Source organism: Halosimplex pelagicum (assembly GCF_013415905.1).
Lineage (GTDB): Archaea > Halobacteriota > Halobacteria > Halobacteriales > Haloarculaceae > Halosimplex > Halosimplex pelagicum.
The window spans coordinates 4011292-4027742 of the sequence record NZ_CP058909.1; the positions used below are offsets into that span (position 1 = coordinate 4011292).

Annotated in this window: 14 protein-coding genes; 6 read left to right on the plus strand and 8 right to left on the minus strand. The window is 56.1% G+C overall.

Annotation, left to right across the window (positions count from 1 at the left end; genetic code table 11):
- Positions 1–152: 152 nt before the first annotated feature.
- Positions 153–1535 carry a hypothetical protein gene (locus HZS54_RS20135; RefSeq protein ID WP_179918838.1) on the minus strand — a complete coding sequence of 461 codons (1383 nt, stop codon included), beginning with the start codon at positions 1533–1535 and terminating at the stop codon, positions 153–155.
- Between the two features lie 115 nt (positions 1536–1650).
- Positions 1651–2334 (minus strand): hypothetical protein, encoded by a 684-nt coding sequence (locus HZS54_RS20140; protein WP_179918839.1) that lies wholly within the window; start codon positions 2332–2334, stop codon positions 1651–1653.
- Between the two features lie 175 nt (positions 2335–2509).
- Here HZS54_RS20140 and HZS54_RS20145 point away from each other — a divergent pair, with 175 nt between their 5' ends.
- Positions 2510–3220 (plus strand): rhomboid family intramembrane serine protease, encoded by a 711-nt coding sequence (locus HZS54_RS20145; RefSeq protein WP_179918840.1) that lies wholly within the window; start codon positions 2510–2512, stop codon positions 3218–3220.
- 718 nt (positions 3221–3938) lie between these two features.
- Here the strand turns inward: HZS54_RS20145 and HZS54_RS20150 are convergent.
- The 6 genes from HZS54_RS20150 to HZS54_RS26800 all read right to left on the minus strand — a co-directional run bounded on the left by HZS54_RS20150 (position 3939) and on the right by HZS54_RS26800 (position 9070).
- Positions 3939–4916, minus strand: coding sequence for an HNH endonuclease (locus tag HZS54_RS20150; protein ID WP_218927088.1), 978 nt, complete (start codon positions 4914–4916; stop codon positions 3939–3941).
- 180 nt (positions 4917–5096) lie between these two features.
- Positions 5097–5780, minus strand: a complete 684-nt coding sequence (locus tag HZS54_RS20155) for a 3'-5' exonuclease family protein (RefSeq protein WP_179918842.1) — start codon at positions 5778–5780, stop codon at positions 5097–5099.
- Positions 5780–6715 (minus strand): hypothetical protein, encoded by a 936-nt coding sequence (locus HZS54_RS20160; protein WP_179918843.1) that lies wholly within the window; start codon positions 6713–6715, stop codon positions 5780–5782. Before HZS54_RS20160 ends, HZS54_RS20155 begins: the two co-directional genes overlap by 1 nt.
- The gene (locus HZS54_RS20165) at positions 6712–7527 is read right to left on the minus strand and encodes a DUF8168 family protein (protein WP_179918844.1); all 816 of its coding nucleotides are present in this window, start codon (positions 7525–7527) and stop codon (positions 6712–6714) included. Before HZS54_RS20165 ends, HZS54_RS20160 begins: the two co-directional genes overlap by 4 nt.
- Positions 7524–8468, minus strand: coding sequence for a hypothetical protein (locus HZS54_RS20170; RefSeq protein ID WP_179918845.1), 945 nt, complete (start codon positions 8466–8468; stop codon positions 7524–7526). The genes HZS54_RS20165 and HZS54_RS20170 overlap by 4 nt, the downstream gene beginning before the upstream one ends.
- A 2-nt stretch (positions 8469–8470) precedes the next feature.
- On the minus strand, positions 8471–9070 hold the full coding sequence (locus HZS54_RS26800; RefSeq protein WP_484496837.1) for a DUF8112 family protein: 600 nt from the start codon (positions 9068–9070) through the stop codon (positions 8471–8473).
- Between the two features lie 83 nt (positions 9071–9153).
- On the opposite strand from HZS54_RS26800, the gene HZS54_RS20175 reads away from it, so the two are divergent.
- The 5 genes from HZS54_RS20175 to HZS54_RS20195 all read left to right on the plus strand — a co-directional run bounded on the left by HZS54_RS20175 (position 9154) and on the right by HZS54_RS20195 (position 16372).
- Positions 9154–9390, plus strand: a complete 237-nt coding sequence (locus HZS54_RS20175; RefSeq protein ID WP_179918846.1) for a winged helix-turn-helix domain-containing protein — start codon at positions 9154–9156, stop codon at positions 9388–9390.
- A gap of 137 nt (positions 9391–9527) precedes the next feature.
- On the plus strand, positions 9528–10148 hold the full coding sequence (locus HZS54_RS20180; RefSeq protein WP_179918847.1) for an IS6 family transposase: 621 nt from the start codon (positions 9528–9530) through the stop codon (positions 10146–10148).
- A 146-nt stretch (positions 10149–10294) separates the two neighbouring features.
- Entirely contained in the window at positions 10295–12808 is a 2514-nt protein-coding gene (locus HZS54_RS20185) for a TerB N-terminal domain-containing protein (protein ID WP_179918848.1), read from the plus strand.
- Positions 12805–14154, plus strand: coding sequence for an ATP-binding protein (locus tag HZS54_RS20190; RefSeq protein WP_179918849.1), 1350 nt, complete (start codon positions 12805–12807; stop codon positions 14152–14154). Before HZS54_RS20185 ends, HZS54_RS20190 begins: the two co-directional genes overlap by 4 nt.
- Positions 14129–16372: a DEAD/DEAH box helicase gene (locus HZS54_RS20195; RefSeq protein ID WP_179918850.1), complete on the plus strand. Its 2244-nt coding sequence runs from the start codon at positions 14129–14131 to the stop codon at positions 16370–16372. Before HZS54_RS20190 ends, HZS54_RS20195 begins: the two co-directional genes overlap by 26 nt.
- Positions 16373–16451: the final 79 nt, after the last annotated feature.

The following is a 16451-nucleotide window of genomic DNA, read 5'->3' on the forward strand; positions in this document are numbered from 1 at the left end:
CCGTTTTGTTCGATACCGCCGGGGTTGATGAAGAGGGAAGCCGTGAAATTTTTGGCCGGAGAATACAGCAGTGTTGGTCGAATCGTTAAGATACAATCCTCCGGAACGGAGCGAAGCTCTGTAGCGATAGAGCGTTAGATGATTTCTATGAACTAGGTATCTACGTCTACTGTTTCTGTCGTATCCTGACTTGCTGCATAGATCGCTTGCAAACGTTCGCTGTGAAGGACTTTGATACCTTTTTCTTCAAACTCATCCACCACGTCATCGCTCAGCTCCGTCGGCTTCTGAGGGGTCGCCACGCACGGGATCGTTTGTAAAGGTTCGATTAGGCCGATATCTGTTGGAATATGATAATCTTCGAGTACCGAGCTCACCGCTTGGGTGCGGTCAAGGATTTGCTCCTTCTTGGAGATATCTTGGTTAGTCCACTCAATGAAGAGAATTTGTGTATTCTCAGGGTGGTAGGCGATTACGTCGATTTCCTGGAATGGAGCCCCCGGTACGTCTTCCGAGAAACTAGGGATAACGAACGAATCGTCTCCGTACCACTGGACAAGCCAGCCCGCCGTGCTCAAGGCGTTCACTACTGCTACCTCAAAGTAATCCGCATTGTGTCCTTCCAGGTATCCCTCTAAATTGTTGTCTTGGTCGAATGCCTGCATGATCTCGTAGCGAGGGTTCTCAGGGACGACGTCGCCTGTGATATGTTCGACCATATTGACCATCTCGTCCTCAAGATACAGGACTGCGTAGAGCTCATCGATGTCTTCTAATTCCAAGTCCTCGGTGTAGCGTGACCGGCAATCATCCAATGACTCCAACTGGTTCTCATCGAACCTGATCTGCCAGCCCTTGTGCTCGTCGTATGGCTTCTGAGGGAGTACACTGACGAACAACTCCTCAAACAGACTCGTAGGAGAAACCACTTTGAGCGTTCCCGACTCACTGATGGAGAAGTCCATTCCTGAATCAGCGAACAACAGGATCGCCGGGGTCTCACGATCCGACCGAAAAATATAATCGAAGTAGTAGCCTTCGCAGCATCCAAGATCGTAGTACGGTTCATCTGCACGCATCAACTGGTCATCCAACTCGTCGACCACCTCGGAGTACTCGTCCTCAACATCTTCCGGGATGTCGATACTGACGGCAGCGTTCACTTCCATTCGAGGACGGGTTTCCCGGACACGCCCCTCCCGAACACCGTCTTGGAAGTAATTGCTGGGGTTATGTCGACGGAGTTCGCTTTTGATATCAGCTGTTCCGTCGCCTATGGGAATCTTCCCGCTGATTATCTGCTCAAGCAGGTCAAACGGAGCGGTAGTGCTAACCTCGTAGATCGAAAGAGCGCCCTCCCGATACAGAATTTTCGAGCCCTCTTCACAAGATTCACGAGAAAATTTGAGTTCCCCATTCGGGATTTGTATTCCATTGACTTCGATACTAGAGTATGTGAGAGTTGCCGACCGCCAGATGTCACTAAACTTTTCTCGGTACCACTGGATATCAGCGGGATTTTCGATGTATGGCATTCTTGATACAGACTCACTCAGCCAATATCATAAACGCACAGCAACTCACCCTAATAACCAATAGGCGCCAACCGATTCAGGGTGCTGCAACAGACGTAGGAACTTAGGACGATGTTTAGGAGAGAGCAAAGTAACTGTCACCACTGGCTTCTGCCTCTACTGCGTACTTGACAAAGTCGTAGGCGTAATGTGAGATAGTGATCCGGTCATGCATTTCCACGTCCCAATCCATTGTCCAGATCTCAAAGTCATGTTCTCCTAGTTGGGGGATCATCTCCTTCTTATCCATATCTGACTCGGCCGTATACCGCATCTGGCCCTTCTCGAATTCTTGCGTTACCTCAAACTGATCCTTGTATTTCTCGTACATCGACCGAAGGAACTGGTGGTACTCGGTGTGAACTTGGGCTAGCACCTTCTCAATCCGTTCAAAAGCCAACTGTAGTGTGGGCGGATCAGTGCTTTCGACCTTGAGCTCAACTTTGAAATCCTCTGGACCCAACTCAACGAAGTTCATACCTTTCACCAATGGAGTACCCATTTCCGTTGCTCTCTTCATATAGATCTGCAGGTAGTGGTATCGCATATCCGTCTCCAGCCGGAATAGGTCCGCTGGACGGTTTGGATCATTTACCGAGATGGTTAGGTACGTCAGTTTCTCATCCTCATCAAAGGCACAGTTTCGTAGCTGTAGGTTGATTTCCTCACCAACCTCCGGTGTAAAAGAGATCTCTTGGCCGGCGACAGACGCAAAAATCTTCCTGCGTCTCTCTGATGTTGATTCCTGCTCCGGAATCACGGATTGCGCCAATTTGAGCGATGAAATGACTCCACTGAAATCCATGTGATATATCACGAAGTCAGACCCCATTTTTCTAACTGTCGCTTATCTCTGCCCATTCAGGTATACCATCCGCCAGACGACGGATAGAATCGATTTATAACGTTAGCAAGAGGTCATGTGTAAAGATACAATGCCTGGTGACCGCGAAGAAACAAGCTCTCATTCTGACAGCGCTCTACCGTCCCTGTTCATACGGTTTCTCCATTCTGCCAGCGGGATCCGGAATGAAGTCATTGGCACAATTACGCTGATCGCATTCCTTGTTGCTATCTTCCAAGCAGAGGTTCTCACAGCTACCGCCTTTGAGTACACCTCATCACGGGCCTTGCTCAATTCCTTTCCTAGAGACGCCAAGATCTTTATTGCCGCAACAATCGGTCCGTTCATCCATCAAGGACCACGACACCTGACCGATAACCTTGGCGTCCTACTTGTTGCCGGAATCTACTTAGAGTACCAATACAATCGTAGATTCATCTACATCTTCTATCTTATAGTCGGATATCTTGCGGCTTGGGTCCCGTTATTGATGGGCTCAGTAGGATCTGTTGGAGCAAATGGCGTCACATTTGGCCTCACATCCTGGCTACTCGTTCACTCGATTAGCTGCTTACTCGAAATGGGATACGAAGGCGCACTCGATCTGAGAGTACTCCATTTCATCGCCGTCTTCTTCGGGCTTGTGAAGGCTCGAGAAGTGGTCGCTCTTCTTGGGATGATGGATGGTGCTGATGATGTCACCCACTTTTTCGGGGCTTTTATCGGTCTACTCCTCGGCCTTCGATTCGTGCTCAATTACTATGGTTTCTCAATAGGCACTCGGATTCAACGCCCTGAGTGAGGTCATCCAGTGCTTCAGTGCCGATTTATAGTCGATTTGTTGCACTGATGCTGCAGAATCCGCCCTGGGATCCCGACTTTCCCGCAGACGGGGCACTCCCGCAGGGGGTGTCGGCGGTAGATCGTTCCAAGCGTCTAATGCGGCATCGAGCTGTGCTTACGATTGGCAAGTCTGTCGTCCGGCGGGCTTCGCGGAGGTGAATACGAAGCCTTCACGGGCCGTGAGGGTGCATTTCTCGGACATTGGTTCTCTGGGGGCACGTTCGGATGTGCCCTCCGCCCTTCTAGGGTGGATAAACAGATTTCATCACGACAACGGTCTCGCCCCTCGGTACATCACTCCCAAAGCTGTGGTTCCGGTTGTGGCTGCCGGCCGACCGGAGGGAGGCCAAGAGCGGAGGGTGGGTGGAGAGGCCTGGGCTCGTCCAGCGATAGATAACTAGCTCCCATCGTATCGACTGGGATCAATTGAGACCGTCCAACAGCTTATCGCGTGTCGAGTCAGAGCGGGGACGGTCTCTCTCAGAAATGGTGGTGTTCGGCATGCTATGCAGGCCTGTCTGAGCACGCCTGCACTCTTCGCAGGCGTTAAAATAGATCAAAATGAGCCCAACTCCTTCCGCGGATTCAAGAATAGACTCTATTCAAACCCACCGGGTCGAACCGTACCACGGCGACCGCAAAGATCGCTACCTCACGATCCCCACACTGCAGTGCGGTTACAGCACCGTCTCTAACGCCTGCAACGCCGTGATCGCGTCCTCGAGGTGCGCTTCCGGATCACTCCCGTTTCCCGCTGCTGACTGTTCATCTTGCCCGTCATCAGGCTCAACGGCATCCCCGTCCAGACCCTGACCCGCGTCAACGCGCTCACCACTCCCGTCAGCAACCGCGTCCAACTGTTGCTGCGCGTCACTCGCATCAGGCCCATCACTCGGCGTCGCCCCGTCGCTTCGCTCGTCTCCATCCGTCTCCACTCGCGGCCGCCCGCCGCGCCGGTCCATCGCGTCCAGCGGGAAGTCGTACGCCCGGCCGCGCTTCTCCTTGTAGAACGTCGACCGCCGGGACAAGTCGAGCACCGACATGACTGCGCTCCGGTCACACCCGCGGTCCAACGCCTGTCGAACCAGCTCGTCCTCGACGCGTTGCCACAACAACTGCGCGTCACTCGGGATGCGGCCACGCGAGGACTGCTCGATTTGCCCGGCTAACCCCCACTCGCCCGTGTCCGCGTCCTGGTCGATGACTTGCCGGTCGCGCGAAGACACGAGATTATCCAGCCCCATCACCACCCACAGTCGTTCCCGAACAGCTGTCATCGTCAAATCCGCCGACAACGCCGCCGCAACATCACCCGTCGTCGCCGGTCCGGACTCGGACAGGATCCGCAGGATCTCGACGTCCTGCGGGAGCAACACCGTCAAGTCCTCCTCCGTCAACTCGACCGGGACGTCATCCTCCGTCGTCTGCTGGTGCTGCCAGGAGTGACACGCCCGGCACAACACCGTCAGGTTCTCCGGGTCGTGCTCGTCCATTCCGTCCGGGTCCCGCGTCAAGTGATGGACATGCAGCGTCGCCAGTCCACCAGCCTCAGGCCCGCACCGCCCGCAGCCCTGGCACCGGTGGCCGTGCTCAACGAGCAACTCTTGACGTGTCGCCGGGTCCACCGTCTCGTGGCACTCCGCGTGCCCCGTCACAGGCCCCGCACCTCCACTGCGCCGCCGCCAACCGCATAGTTCATCCTCGATACTTCGCTCCACTCGTGTTCATGCATGTGTCTGTGTCGCTGCTGTGTACCGCCAGTGTTCCCGCGCCGATCCAGCAGGCAGGTGAGGGTGGTGTATCGCTTCAAATCGACCGCGACCCCGAACCGTACCTTACGGACGGTCGCCGTACTCCTCGACCGTTGGCGTCAACGACTTCACGTTGAAATCCGACTTGCTACAGTACCGTTGGGCTAACGCGCTCAACGCCCCGGTCCGCAACACGTCCGACACGTTGTGCAGCACGAGCTCCACAGCCCGCCCGTCCTCGAACGCCGCGACCGCCTCGGAACTATCATCGAACGGGTCGAATTCGTCGTGCGCGCCGCCGCACAGCACGTCGTACGCCGTCTCCAGGTCCGACGCGGCGTCGCCGTTCACCCGCGTGTTGAACAAGTCACGAACTACGGGGAACACGTCCGCGTACGGCAGGTCGTGGAACGGCCACTGCACGTCGTGCGCCGCGAACCTTGTCCGGAGAAACGGAAGGTCGAACCCGCCACGCCACGTCTCCCCGTTGTACGCGACCAGCAACACGTCGTTGGCCCGGAGGCGCGACACGACGAACTCCGCCATCGCCTCCAACAACTCGGCCTCCGACTCGCACCGCGTGAGCCGCACGTGCTCACCCGACCGGTCCGACACGGCCGCCTCGCACTCCGCAGCCGTCCCGTTACCGCCGCGGTAGAAGACACGGCACCCGAGCCCTAACTCGAACCCGACAACCGTCACCGCGTCCGACGCGGCCAGCCCCGTCGTCTCAATATCGAACGCGACGTGCTCGAGGCTCCCCGCCATCACGCCTCACCCTCACTACTCAACCCATCACGCCCCGGCACCCGGTCCGCACCAGCCGGCCTGACGCGGAACTCACCGAACCCGAACTTCGAATGCGACCCGACACGCACCACGCCTTGCCGCGCTGTCGCCACCGGGTCACTCCCCGTGTACGGGACGACCTGCCCGTGATCCACGGTCGTGAGTTCATACGACTCTCCGCCCTGGACGAGCCGGGACTCACGCCGCCGCAACTCACCGTCGTCGACGCCCCACCACCACGGCACCGACTGGTCATCCGCCCCCGGGTGCCCCGTCCGTAGTACGTACGGCGACACCAACTCCACAACGTGCGCATCCGCCTCGCGGACCCGCGAGTAATCCAACTCCTCCAACACCACTGTTTGCGTGTCCGCCAGGCTCGTCGCGCCGAGCCCGAGGTTGCGCGCCCCGCCAACACGCACCCCGTCCAGCACGGCCTCATCAAGCGGCAACACGTCCCCGTCACGACCTGCCGCGTGCAGGTAGCAGTGCAGGTACGTGTTCACCGTGCGTTTCCGCCCATGGGCCGCCACTGGCTTCCCGAACCACGACGCCGGCGCGAACCCCGTCCGCCCCGCATACGACCGCATCTCATGCGTGTTCTCCGCGTCCCGTGGCCCCGAATCACCAACCCACCGCTGCGCCGCGTCCCGGAACAAGAACAAGTCCTCGTAGGCTTCGACCGGCCTGAGGCTCGTCCCGAAATACGGCTTCCCCCCGAACTGTGAATGCTCGTCCGGGAACGCCCCATGGGTCCCCGGGACGAACACGCCAGTACTCGCCTGCAACTCGTTCGCCGCCGCGTCGTCAAGCTCCCGGGCGATCGCCGTGAACACCGCATTCCCCGACACGAAATACGGGTGCCCCACGTAATCCTGCTCCAGTTGCAACAGGACCTCCTGGACGACCGTCACAGGGCATCACCTCGCCACTCCAGGAAATCCTCGATGAACTGCAGCGCCGTCGACCACGACCGGATCCGGCGCAGCTGCGCATCCAACACGCGCCACGCCCGGCACCCATCCGCATCACCCGGGTGCTCCGGGAGCCGCGACCACACATCCGCGAACGACCGCGTCGGCCCCGCACCCAGCGTAGCCGCCGGCCGGTCACCCGGGTCCGCAGTCACCCGCAGCGACACCGGCCCAGTGTCCAGCACCGTCCGGTGGGGCGTCACCGCCTCGTCCGGGGAATCCACGACCAGGTACAGGTCCTCGAACCCTGCGCCCGCCCGGTAATTCGACACCAACGCCGCCACGAGCAGGGTATGGTACTTCAACGACGTGTACGGGTAGAACAGTGACTCCGAGAACACCGCCGCCACCCACGACTCCAACCATGCCTCGTGCGCCGCACCCGGATCAGCAGTCGACACTAACGCTTTCACCGCAGCCCCGATCTCCCCCGCACCAACATCACCGACCGCTTGTTCACCAGACACCAAGGACAACCGGTACGGCGACCGGTGATTCGACACCGTCACCTCAGGCTCCCCATCAGGCCGCGACAACAACGCCGCGTCCCGGTCAGCATGCAACGGCACTTGTTCATTCACTCGAACGCCCGCATACTCCGCAGCCGCGTTCTCATGCGCCCGGCCACGCAGCTTATGCGTATCATGCCGATACGCAGCCACCAACGCGTCCGACGACGACTCGCCGCCCTCATCATCGGTCTCCCCTGAACCAGGCTGCGCACGCGACGCAGACGACGCGTCACGCGTCACGACCCATCACCGCCCGGCACCGGGACATCACCATCACGCGCCGCCACACGACCCTGCAACGCCCGCACAAACTCATCCCGACACTCCTCGACCCACACGTCATCCTTCTCCTCCATCGACTGCGTCACACCCTGCGCCCGATTAAACACTCGGCGCACCTCCTGTTGTGAGTATAACGGGTTGATCACCCACGCGTCAGCCATCCCACCACCGAAATTCCGCGCCCCGCCGAGCTGGAACGCGAACTCGTCAGCATGCGCGTCCAGGAACGCCACCGCTTCGAGCAGGAGGCCAACGAACTCCGGCTTCGCCTCCCGCAACGTCAACTTCCACGTCCCCGACAGATTCCCGACCACGTCCCGATCCGCATGCCGAAGCGGTTGCCCGCCGTCCTCACCGTTCCTGGAGCGGACCTGATTACTGATCTGGCGGTAGTGCGCTTCCGCCTCGCCGTCAAGCACATCCACTTGCCGGCGGATCGGGGAGAAGCGAATCGGGCGGCGCAACAACTTCCCCGGCTGATTTTGGAATCCGCCGAACAGATCATAGACGACGCAGCCAGCATCCGTCTCGTCAGTGCAGCTGCCTTTCTCGTGGTACCCTGACTCCAGGTCGCGTTCATACACGTCGTCACGCATGAAGTCCGCATTCTGCGGCCCCGGATGGCACGCAGTACCGCCCGCCGACTGCAGCACTTGCTCACACCCGTGGCGCAACCAGCCAGACAACGTGAACGGTGAAATCTGACCGCGAATCTGATTCTGCGGATCATCCGCCTCATACCGATCCGACGACGCATGGTGTCTGTCCGTCACGATCCCGTCTCCCGGTGCGAGTAGGCCGATCTCGAGGCCGACAAACACGTCCGGGAACAGCATATCCTCTGGATCAACCGGCAGGTCGAGTTCCACGTCAGTCTCAGACCCCTCGAAGAGCGCCATCGCTAGCACCCCTCCATCGTATTGGCGTCGTCTCTCTCGGCCGGCACCGCGCACACCGAGCAGTGCTGTAGTGAGCATCGTTCCGGCCACTCCACTCGGGTCTCCGCATCCGAGACAGCAACCGCTTCGCGTGAGCTCCGCGGCGACACCGCCGTGATTTCTGGCGCAAGAAGCACTGGCCAATCCGCCTGCACAGCCTGATCCACGCACCGCCCAACACGCCCCTCAACAACAACCTCGCAAACGCCAAGCGTCGCAAGCGACGCCAACGCAAGCGAGTGTGACGGGCACCGCGCCTGCCCAACCAGCCACCGCGACTGACAGCACCGCCGGAAGGCATACGCGGACACCCGCCCGCCTTCCCGCACGCGATCACCGCACACCTGGCAGAATACCGCCCCTACCCCGGGTGCAGCAGTATTTAAGTGGTTTATTGCTTCAATTGCTATGCTACCGTTAGTCTCTTGGATAGGTGGATTCGATTTATCCATGGGTACTCTCACGTCCCGTGGGAAACCCAGCCCGGGTGTTCCAGCACCCAGGCGCTTTCTCTGGCAATTGCGCTTGATGGGCCGAGCTCCACATCCATTATGAGAACTCATACTGGTAAATACCTTTCGGAGCCCTCATAATGGACTCAGTTAGACCGTTAGGACTAATCAGAGTGGTAGTAAATACAGAGGTGATGCCCGACCGTAACGAAGAGACTGGCCAATATACAGGCGAGTACTCTGTTGAGGATTTCCTCGATGCGATTAGCGTCGAGGATGGGATGGCGGGTACGGGCGACATCGCAGAACGGGTAGGTTGTGCCCACGATACGGCATACAAACGACTCCAGAGCATGGAGGAGGAAGGATTAGTTTCATCCCGTAAAGTGGGCAACACCCTCTTGTGGACAAGCTTGGAATCCGAGAACTGACTTGAGTCGTGAGAAATCTCGTGTGAGAGAGCCTGTTGTACAATGGCTAACAAATACCGTGATGAGAAATACCAGGGTCATCTGGGTCGTGTTTAGTGAAGGATGAAGGATGAGGCAGGCGAATTTCTTGTTGGTCTATGGCAGAAACCGCCCGCCTCAGTGGTCATAGAGACTGGATAGATCTGGATTTTATGGAGCGCGAGCGGAAACCCGAGCCGGCAATGGCGCTCGGTATTCAATCGCACGTTGTGGGCCTTTCACAGTCGAATACCGTCGAATTCCTTGACTGCTTGGGCGTCGATCGGGGTCGGAAAGCGGTCTACGATTGGGTGCAGAAAGCCGATCTACAGCCCGAATCTGGGAGATCACCGAATCAGATCGCGTTCGACGAGACGGTGACCCGGATCAACGACCAGCAATTCTGGCTGTACACCGCCGTAGACCCCCAAACCAACGAGCTGCTTCATGTCCGACTGTTTTCTACGACCACGACATCGTTGACCGAGATCTTCCTCCGCGAACTGCGCGAAAAACACGATGTCGAAACTACTGTCTTTCTCGTCGATGGCGCTCAACGCCTTCAAACCGCACTACAACGAGCTAGACTCCGATTTCAGATGTGTCGCCACGGAAATCGGAACGCTGTCGAACGGATCTTTCGAGAGCTGAAGCGTCGACCCTCGTCATTCTCAAATTGCTTCAGCCACATCGAACCGAAAACGGCCGAAAATTGGTTGCAGAGTTTCGCTCGCTTGTAGAATGGTGCTAACTAAACACGACTGTTCGTGACAGGGAAGGATTGATGGTTGCCCATTTTGAATGATAGCACCGATTAAGAGAACCTCATGATAGTGCTACAGTCGAGGTTGATCTCCCTGTTCTTGAATTCGGGTGGGTTGATGAGATGACGAAATCGAAAACCGTCGCGGGACTGCTTGGTGTTTTTCTTGGGGTGTTCGGAGCGCATCGCTTCTATCTTCGTTCGTATGGGCTGGGGATCCTGTATTTCGTGTTTTGTTGGACGCTCATCCCGGGCCTCATTGGGTTTGTCGAGGGGATTCAGTATCTCCGGATGGATGAGGATAGATTCATTGCGAAGTATTCGCAGAAGCCGGCTTCCACTAAGGATGCTGATTCACGGAGTGTTTCTCAGTCTTCACCGAAACAGACCCAGAGTGAGCAGACGAATCCGAGTGTGGAAGTGACGGTCAGTATGGGTGGTGGGGGAGGTGGCACCTTTGGGGAGGACCTTGATACGGATGAAAAAATCGACCAGTCGGTGGAGACGTGGGTGCCGCCAGGTGAAGCGGCATTAGTCAACGGATATGATATCCCAGATGGAATGGTGTATATAGGGACTGAATTAAGTCCGGTTGAGGGGTTCCAAGGGACTGACGGGTGTTTGATTGACCCGACGCTTCAGGTAGAGTCAACTCGATTGGATTGGGATGGAGAACGGATGGGGTATTGGCCGTCGTATTCAGAGATTGATGCAGGGTGTCGGGCGACGTATCTTGAGTGGTTAGCGGATGGGCGGCGGGACCCTGATATCGACATCGGGTACGTGTTTCTCTTTTTCTATGGAATCGAACGACGGGTGTTGTTTGATGCGCGGCATTCGAGTCAGGCTCGATCCGAGGTCCCGGCGCTTCTTAACGAGGTGGAGGAGCTCTTGGAGGTGTATGGGGAAGAGAGTTCGTTCCCGGGGTATGCATCGCGGTTTTTGAATGCAGCACGAGCGCGGTATGACCCTGAGTCGTTGACTTCGAATTCGTCGACGCAAGGGCGAGGCATGCCGTTGGGGGCACGAGTCAAGCTCGGTCGGCAGATTACAAGTGAGGAATTAGTCGATGATGAGTTAGCGTATGAGTGGTTTCTGCAGGCACCGAATACGTATTTGCGGACACCTGCAGAACGGTGTGAAGAAGAATTCAAGATCCTGTTTACTATCCGTTATCGAGAACGGTTCGACGAGGGAGTGTCCTTGGAGTTGGATGCGACGCCGCTCACGGTAAGTTATAATCCTGCGAGTCGGTCGATACCACAGCAAGAGGATGTTGAAATTGAGGGGGTGCCGGACATAGCGGAGTTGTCTGCACCACAAGAGCAGTTCCAGGAATTGGCGAATAAGTGTTGTGACGAGTTAGATTCGTATTCCCGGTATGTCGGGAAATCAGGGGAACGGGACAGTCTGGAAGCATTGTCGTATCTTCCAGAACCAGTGCTTGAGCAACGAGACATTGAGTCGCTAACTGCGTTTCTCGAAACGATTGAGAGTGAGTTAGACGAGGCGGAGATGGTCGAAACGACACTAGATAGGTTTCTCGAACAGTGGCCGGTTGACTCTGATGCGGAGGTTCGGGAGCGGGAGCTTCGGCAACTCGCTATTTTGCTTGAGAAGCTTGGGTTTGGAATTGAGCCGGATGTCCGGTTTTCGGCTCCGTCACGTGGCTGGGGTGATCCTGCGGTCCTGTACCGGCTGCCATCTGGTGCGAAGGCTGAGACATCGGCTGTGTCTGAAGCGATCAGGCTCATTCAGAAACTCGCTGTCAAAATCGCACTGTCGAACGACGAAGTCGCGTCTGAGCAAACGGAGTATCTCGCGGAGAACCTCGGGTCGTTTCTTGAGCTCGACGAGGTGGATCAGGCGCGACTTGAGGCGCATCGTCGGTGGCTTATTCTTGATTCGCCGACGCTGCATGGGGTTCGGCAACGTGCTGAGGACCTGCCTGCTGATCAGAAGCCACAGATTGCGAGGTTTCTGACTGCACTCGCGTGTTCAGATGGGAGTATTGATGCAGAGGAAATTGCGGAGCTCTCGAAGATCTACCCGATGCTTGGACTGGATGAAGACATGGTTCACACGCACCTGCATCAACTTCAGACACAACCAAAAGAGGCTGATAATGAGCCTGTGACGATCAGGGAACCGGCGTCCACGACTGAAGAGTACGAGATTCCGGAGCCTGACACGACTGAAACCGACCAGTCTGAGGACCTTGAGTTAGATCAAGACCGTGTGAATCGGACGCTCGAAGAGAGCAAGGAAGTCAGCGAATTCTTAGCTGATATCTTTGAAGATGACGATGAGGAAGAGGACAAGGTTGACGCGGCAGATGAGACGCAGCCAGACACTCACGATGTCGGGAGTTCTGAAGAGGAGACGACGGGTGATTTAGATAACGGGGAGGCTACGAGTTTAGATGCGGATCATCAGGAATTCCTCGTAACGCTCTCTGAGAAGGAGCGTTGGGACCGCGGTGAAGTTGAAGCAGTGGCTCAAGACTTAGGATTGTTCCCTGGCGCAGCGATTGACGTGATTAATGACCATGCCTTTGAACAAGTCGAAACCCAGGTTATTGAAGGAACAGATGATATAACGGTGAACCAAGAATTAGCCAGTAAGATCATAGAATGACTAGTAATACGCCAGACCCTGATCTCGAAGCAACGTCGATACGACCGCGAGACCGTGACGCGATTGTCAATTCTCTCCAGGCTGGGCTTGTTCCTCGGCGCGGGCTGCAGTACATTCAGGTCGGACGTGCTCAGGAGGTGAAGGCTGTTACGGAAGACCTGGATCGAATTGCTGACGGCGGGTCTGCAGTCCGGTTCATCATCGGTGAGTATGGATCGGGAAAGACGTTCTTCTTGAATCTGATGCGGTCGATTGCCCTTGAGAAGCAACTTGTGACTGCCCATGCGGACCTGACGCCAGACCGGCGGTTCCGCTCTACGTCTGGGCATGGCCGCGCCCTGTATCAACAGTTAGCGCGCAACTTGGCAACTCGGGGGACGCCGGATGGCGGGGCGTTACGAAGTATTGTTGAGCGGTTTATCGCTGAGGCAAACCGCGAGGCGAACACTCAGGATGTGCCGACGGAAGAAGTTATTCGAGACCGTCTTGACGATCTCTCGGAGCTCGTGGCAGGATATGCGTTCACGGACGTGATCGCGCTGTACTGGCAAGGCTATCAAGAGAATGATGATGAGCTGCAACATGCGGCTCTGCGGTGGTTGCGGGGCGAGTACGGCACGAAGACGGAAGCGCGGAAGGCACTAGACAAGCGCGTTCCGATCATTGATGATTCGAACTGGTATGAGATGACGAAGCTCATGGCTCGCTTCGTGAACTTGGCTGGGTATGAGGGGCTTTTGATTAACCTCGATGAGATGGTGAATCTGTACAAACTGTCGCACACCGGTGCGCGGAAAAGTAACTATGAGAAACTGCTCTCAATAGTGAACGACGGGCTGCAAGGGCAGACTGTGGGACTTGGGTTTCTGTTTGCTGGGACCCCGGATTTCCTCACGGATTCGAAGCGCGGGTTGTACAGTTACGAGGCGTTGAAGACGCGGCTAGCTGAGAGCACGTTTGCGTCCGATGAGCTTGTGGATATGAGTGGCCCGGTCATCCGGTTGTCCAGTCTTACCCAGGAGGATATGTTTGTCTTGCTCAAAAAGCTGCGACACGTACATGCTGGCGGTGACCCGGAGAACTACGTCGTGCCTGACGAGGCATTGGAAGCGTTTATGCGACATTGTAACGAGCAGATCGGGGCTGCGTATTTCCAAACCCCGCGGAACACGATCAAGGAATTCCTCAGTTTCCTCTCGATACTCGAACAGAATCCAGGCGTTTCCTGGGAGGATCTGATTGAGGATATCGACGTGGAAGCAGACGCTGACCAACCAACTCAAACCGAAGAGCCAGAGTCAGGTGCAGAGGACGAGGGGGATGATCTTGCCGACTTCGAACTCTAATGACGACGAAGAGAACGCACAGCAGGCGGAATCGTTCGATCTGCTGCACGAGGATATTCAGCGCTGGGTTTGGAAGCAAGACTGGACGACACTGCGTCCGATTCAGGAACAAGCCATCCCGCAGATTATTGACGGTGAGTCAGACGTTATTCTCTCAGCTCCGACGGCGTCCGGGAAAACGGAGGCTGCCTTTCTCCCGATTCTCTCTGCTCTCGCAACCCAGCGTGAAACCTCTCAAAACCCGAGTTCTGGGTTCGATGTAGTGTACATCTCTCCGTTGAAGGCCCTCATCAACGACCAGTTTGAACGGTTGCAGGAGATGTGTGATGCCTGTGATTTGCCGGTTCATCGACGGCATGGTGATGTTGCATCAAGCAAGAAACGCCAGGCGCTCGAGGAGCCAGATGGGGTGTTGCTCATCACGCCGGAATCGGTTGAGGCGTTGTTTCTCCGGCAACCATCGGAGTTCCATCAGGCATTGCAGAACGTTTCGTACGTCGTTGTTGATGAAGTGCATTCTTTTATCGGGACGCCACGCGGTAAGCAGTTACAGTCGCTGCTCCACCGTATTGAGAACGCGAAAGGGGAGTGGATACCGCGTGTAGCGCTTTCCGCGACGATCGGTGACCTCGCAATGACTGCAGATTTCCTCCGCCCGAACGGAGGGGATGAAGTCGAAACTATCGATCCCGAGGGTGATCGACAGGCTATCAAACTCCTCGTGAAAGGATTTCTGAATCAGAACAGTGACTCTGGGGAGGGAGACGATGATGAGGACTCAGGAACGGCTGTTGATATCGCGGAACACGTGTTTTCGACATTCCGCGGGCAAGATAACTTACTGTTCGCAAATCGGCGGAGCGATGTTGAACTCTACACTGACCTACTGACGCGGTTATCTGAGGAGAAGAATGTCCCGAACGAATTTTCTGCACATCACGGGAGTCTCTCGAAAGAGATTCGAGAAGAGAGCGAGCGTGCGTTGCGAGACACGAGCACGCCTGCGACAGTTGTCTGTACAAGCACGCTTGAGCTAGGGATCGATATCGGACGGATGACCAGTATTGGGCAACTCGGTTCGCCGCCGTCAGTGTCGAGTATGCGGCAACGGCTAGGCCGGTCAGGGCGGAAAGGTGATCCTGCAGTCTTCCGCGTGTACGTTCAAGAGCCGGAAATCGGTGATTCGACACCGCTTCAGGATACGTTGCGGCCGGAACTCGTTCAGACGATAGCGATGGTCAACCTGTTGCTTGACAACTGGTATGAGCCTCCGAATCTCGATGCACTCGAACTCTCGACGTTGGTTCAACAACTCCTTTCGCTTATTGCTGAATTCGGTGGGGTCCAAGCAGATACCGCGTATCAAACCCTTTGCCAGACCGGGCCGTTTGACAACATCTCGACTGACGTGTTCAAATCGTTTCTCCGGGCTCTCGCAGCTGAAGATCTCATTAATCAAGCAGGTGATAACGATCTCATCATGGGGCTGAATGGGGAGAAACTCATCCGTCATTACGACTTCTACGCCGCATTCTGGAATCCAGACGAATATCGGCTTGTCGCTGACGAGCAAACCATCGGGACACTCCCCGTCACCAGTCCCTTGATCGAAGGGAACTTCCTGATTTTCGGCGGACAACGCTGGGAAGTCAAATCTGTTGATAATGAAAAACAAATTGCGTTCCTGAAACCGGCTCCTGGTGGAAAAGTACCGAGGTTTGGCGGTGAAGGCGCTCTTCTCCATAGCCGAATTCGGAAGGAAATGTATTCGATTTACACCGACAGAGATGTCCCCCGGTATTTGGATTCAGAAGGTAAGGATTTGCTTGAAGAGGGGAGAATGCATTTTGAGAGGCTTGATCTTCAGAGCCGAAATGTTGTACCCAAAGGCGAGCAGACAGTGCTTTTCATCTGGGCAGGGGACCGTATCATCAATACGTTGAACGTGCTCCTCACACAGCGAGGACACCAGGCTTCGAAAGCGGGAATGACTCTGGAAATTCAGGATTGCCGACCAGAGGAACTATTCGACGTCCTAGAAGAAATTGTGGGTTCAGAACCTCAACCAGCTAATTTAGCGAATTCGGTGAAAAACAAGATTATTGACAAGCACGACCGATACTTGACCGAGGGCCTCCTGAGTTCGAATTACGCATCCAAACGCTTGGACATACAAGGGGCATTACGGGAAGCGGAAGCGATCGTGACCGATTCATGAGTCGTTCTCACGATGGTGAAATTGGCTTTTATTACTGTATTGACGATGATGCCCGCGACTCAACATTAGAATTATAAAA